The sequence below is a fragment of the Cellulomonas septica genome (assembly GCF_012396155.1).
Classification (GTDB): Bacteria; Actinomycetota; Actinomycetes; order Actinomycetales; family Cellulomonadaceae; genus Cellulomonas; species Cellulomonas septica.
Genome location: NZ_JAAXOY010000335.1, coordinates 1 through 3,890, shown reverse-complemented (window position 1 = coordinate 3,890; position 3,890 = coordinate 1). Strand labels below are relative to the sequence as shown.

Here is a 3,890-nt window from a genome sequence, read left to right as displayed (position 1 = left end):
CTGACGCGCCGCGGCGCAGCCGAGCAGACACCAGCGACCAGCGACAGGAGCGCGGCAGTGCGCGAGTTCTCCTCCCCCAGCCCGGTCGACCTCGACCCGCGCGCGAACATCCCCGGGCTGCTCGCGCAGCGGCTCGCGCGGGACCCGGACGGCGTGCTGATCGAGCGGTCCACCGGCCTCGGCGGCACGTGGGCGCCCGTGACGGTGACGGCGTTCGCCGCCGAGGTGCGGGCCGTCGCCAAGGGACTGGTCGCGCGCGGGCTCGAGCCCGGCGACCGCGTCGCGCTCATGTCGCGCACCCGGTACGAGTGGACGCTGCTCGACTTCGCGATCTGGGCCGCGGGCGGCGTGGGCGTGCCGGTGTACGAGACGTCGTCGCCCGAGCAGGTGCGGTGGATCGCCGCCGACACGGGGGCGCGGGTCGCGCTCGTCGAGACCGCCGCGCACGCCAGCGTGGTCGCGCAGGTCCGGGACGACCTGCCGGGCCTCGCGCACGTGCTCGTCATCGACGAGGGTGCGGTCGACGGGCTGGTCGCCGAGGGCGCCGGGGTGCCGGACGCGGAGATCGAGCGACGCTCGGCGCTGGCCGGCGCGGACGACCTCGCCACCGTCATCTACACGTCCGGCACGACGGGCCGCCCGAAGGGTGTCGAGCTCACGCACGGCAACTTCGTGGCGCACACGCTCAACGGTGCGTCCGGGCTGGCCGAGGTCTGCGCGCAGCCGCACTCGCGGACGCTGCTGTTCATGCCGCTCGCACACGTGTTCGCGCGGTACATCGAGGTCCTGTGCATCCCGTCCGGCGCCGTCCTGGGCCACACGCCGGACACGCGCAACCTGCTGCCCGACCTCGCGGCGTTCCAGCCGACGTTCGTCCTCGCCGTGCCCCGCGTGTTCGAGAAGGTCTACAACTCGGCCGAGCAGAAGGCGGGCGGCGGCACGAAGCTGCGGCTGTTCCGCTGGGCGGCGAAGGTCGCCATCGCGTTCTCGCGTGCGCAGGACACGCCCGCGGGGCCGTCCGCCGCGCTCAAGGCCCAGCACCGACTTGCGGGCGCGCTGGTGCACACGAAGCTGCGCGCCGCGCTGGGCGGCAGGGCCGAGTGGGCCATCTCCGGCGGCGCGCCGCTCGGCGAGCGGCTCGGGCACTTCTACCGCGGGATCGGGGTGCGCGTGCTCGAGGGCTACGGCCTGACCGAGACCACCGCACCGACGACGGTCAACCGTCCGGGCCTCACGAAGGTCGGCTCCGTCGGCCCCGCGTTCCCCGGCACGTCCGTGCGGGTCGACGACGACGGCGGCATCTGGATCTCCGGCCCGCACGTGTTCCGCGGCTACCGGCACAACGCGGAGGCGACCGCGGAGGCACTGGTCGACGGGTGGTTCCGCACCGGCGACCTCGGCACGCTCGACGACGACGGCTACCTCCGCATCACGGGCCGCACCAAGGAGATCATCGTGACCGCGGGCGGCAAGAACGTCGCGCCCGCCGTCCTCGAGGACCGGCTGCGCGGCCACCCGCTCGTCAGCCAGGTCGTCGTCGTCGGCGACCAGCGGCCGTTCATCGGCGCGCTCGTCACGCTCGACGCCGAGATGCTGCCGGGCTGGTTGTCCAACCACGGCATGCCGGCGATGGACGTCGTGACCGCCGGGACCGACCCGCGCGTGCTCGAGGCCCTGGACCGCGCCGTCGACCGCGCGAACGAGGCCGTGTCGCGCGCCGAGTCGATCCGCAAGATCCGCGTCCTGCCGACCGACCTCACCGAGGCGAACGGGTACCTCACGCCGTCGCTCAAGGTGAAGCGCGCGCTCGTGCTCAAGGACTTCGCGGCCGACATCGACGCGCTGTACGTCGACACGCGCGAGCACCACGGCTGACCGGCGCGGAGGGGCAACCCCGACCCCTCCGCGCCGACCCACCTGGTGGTGGCGTCAGACGACGTTGCGCAGCCGCCGCTGGTCGGCCGACTGCGTCGGCACGGACTCGCTCGGCGTCGACCCGTCCGACCAGCGCAGGACGGCACCGACCCCGCCGACGAGCTCGACGCTGCCGTCCTCCGCGAACGTGACCCCCGCGTCCTGACCCAGCGCGGCCCGCACCAGCGCGACACCGGCGGGCAGCTTGCGGCGCGCGTCGCCGGACACGCCGAGCGCGTCGAGGTCGGCGCTGCTCGTGCCGAGCTGGAGCGGCTCGGGTCCGACCCACAGCTCCTTGTCCGCGAGGCCGCCCGTGAGCGTCGACTCGTGCAGCACGAGCTCGTCGACCTGACCGCGGCGCAGCACCTCGATGACGTCGTCGAGCGCGGTCACCGCGCCGTCGCCGCGGCCCTGGCCCTCGCGGAACCGCGCGAGCACGGCCTCGCGCCGCCGGTTGCGGAACGAGTCGAGCGCGTCGGCGACCTTGGCGGCGAACGCGTCCCGCTTGACGCCCTCGCCGCGCGCACCGCCGGGCACCTCGACGAGGATCGCCCCCACGTGCTGGTCGACCTCGTCGCGCACGAGCGCGACGGCACGCACGTCACCCGTGAGCACCACGAGGTCAGGCGACCGCTCGGCCACCCGCTTGCCCAGGACCGCCGCGACCGCCTCCGCGTTGCGCTCCCACGAGTCCTCGGCGCGCGTCTGGTTCCGCCGCGACAGCGCGCCGTCCTTGACCTTGTGCACGTCGTCGTGTCCGCCGTCGACGTGCTCGACCTCCGTGGCGTCACCGGTGCGCGCGCCGTCGCCGGTGTGCCACGTGAGGTCCGCGCCGTTGCGGTCCACCTCGACGAGCACGTGGTGCACGCCCTCCTCGGCCGCGCGCACGGCCGGCAGCAGCGCGGGCGCAGGTCCGAACACCGCGCTCGACTGCGCGGGCGGCTCCGACAGCACGCGGTCGACGCGCACGCCCTCGGCGTCGGCGACGATGACGCGACCGTGCGGGCCCTTGACGCCGGTCGGCACGGCGAACCGCTCACCGATCTCGTCCAGCACGGCCGCGGGAGCGCCGTCGCGCTCGAGCGTCCGGCGGACGGCCCGCCAACGGTCGGCCGCCTCGGCCTCCCCCGCGACGTCGGCGCGTGTCACGTCCAGGTAGACGGTCGTGAACGGGGCCGGGCGCCCGAGCAGGGGCTTCAGCCAGTGCAGGTCCATGCAGCACCTCGTGAGTGGTCGACGGTCCTCGGCGACCGCGGGCGCAGCGGACCCGCGCGTCCTGCCGGGGCTGACGTACCTACCCTCGTCCGGATGCGCGCGGCGCGCCACCCCTGACGGGCCCACGACCGGCGGGCGTCACGGCTGCTGCGCGCGCTCCGCGGCGTGGTCCTGCGCGATGGCCTCGTGGTGGCGGATGACCTCCTCGACGATGAACGCGAGGAACTTCTCCGCGAACACCGGGTCGAGGTCCGCCTGGTGCGCGAGCTCGCGCAGGCGCGCGACCTGCTGCTCCTCACGGCCCGGGTCCGACGGCGGGAGCCCGCGCTCGGCCTTGAGCACGCCGACCTGCTGGGTCGCCTTGAACCGCTCGGCGAGCAGGTAGACGAGCGCCGCGTCGATGTTGTCGATGCTGTGGCGCAGCCGCGCCAGCTCGGTCGGGATCGGTGCCGGCAGGTCGCTCACGACCGCGATCCTAGGCGCACCCCCTCGGCATCGGCCGGACGGTCCGCCGCTGACCAGCACATGGGACGACTCGTCCCATTCGTCCGTTTCACCGCTACCGTCGCGCGACCGACCGGAGCAGGGGGACGCGACGGGTGGGGCGGCAGGAGGGCGCGCGAGCGCCGCTCGGGCCGCACGGGTCGCGTGGTCGAGGTGCGCACGGGCCGGCTGACGCCGGCGTGCGCGCGGGGCCGGCGCCCGCCCGCGTCGCGGCCGTCCCGGCCTCCCCCTGTGCGGTCGACCACCGAACCGTCGCC

Annotated in this window: 3 protein-coding genes; 1 reads left to right on the top strand and 2 read right to left on the bottom strand. The window is 75.0% G+C overall.

What is annotated here, in order from left to right:
- Positions 1-57: 57 nt before the first annotated feature.
- On the top strand, positions 58-1,875 hold the full coding sequence (locus HGA02_RS12720; protein ID WP_168679321.1) for an AMP-binding protein: 1,818 nt from the start codon (positions 58-60) through the stop codon (positions 1,873-1,875).
- A 54-nt stretch (positions 1,876-1,929) separates the two neighbouring features.
- Here HGA02_RS12720 and HGA02_RS12715 read toward each other — a convergent pair whose 3' ends face one another.
- Together HGA02_RS12715 and HGA02_RS12710 are read right to left on the bottom strand one after the other, a co-directional pair.
- Positions 1,930-3,129: a baeRF2 domain-containing protein gene (locus tag HGA02_RS12715; protein ID WP_168679320.1), complete on the bottom strand. Its 1,200-nt coding sequence runs from the start codon at positions 3,127-3,129 to the stop codon at positions 1,930-1,932.
- 138 nt (positions 3,130-3,267) lie between these two features.
- Complete coding sequence (locus tag HGA02_RS12710) at positions 3,268-3,594, bottom strand: chorismate mutase (protein WP_124341607.1); 327 nt, start codon at positions 3,592-3,594, stop codon at positions 3,268-3,270.
- Positions 3,595-3,890 lie beyond the last annotated feature (296 nt).

Bases quoted from the DNA above. Each gene is read 5' to 3' on its own strand.
- HGA02_RS12715 (WP_168679320.1), bottom strand. From the start codon at position 3,129: ATGGACCTGCACTGGCTGAAGCCCCTGCTCGGGCGCCCGGCCCCGTTC.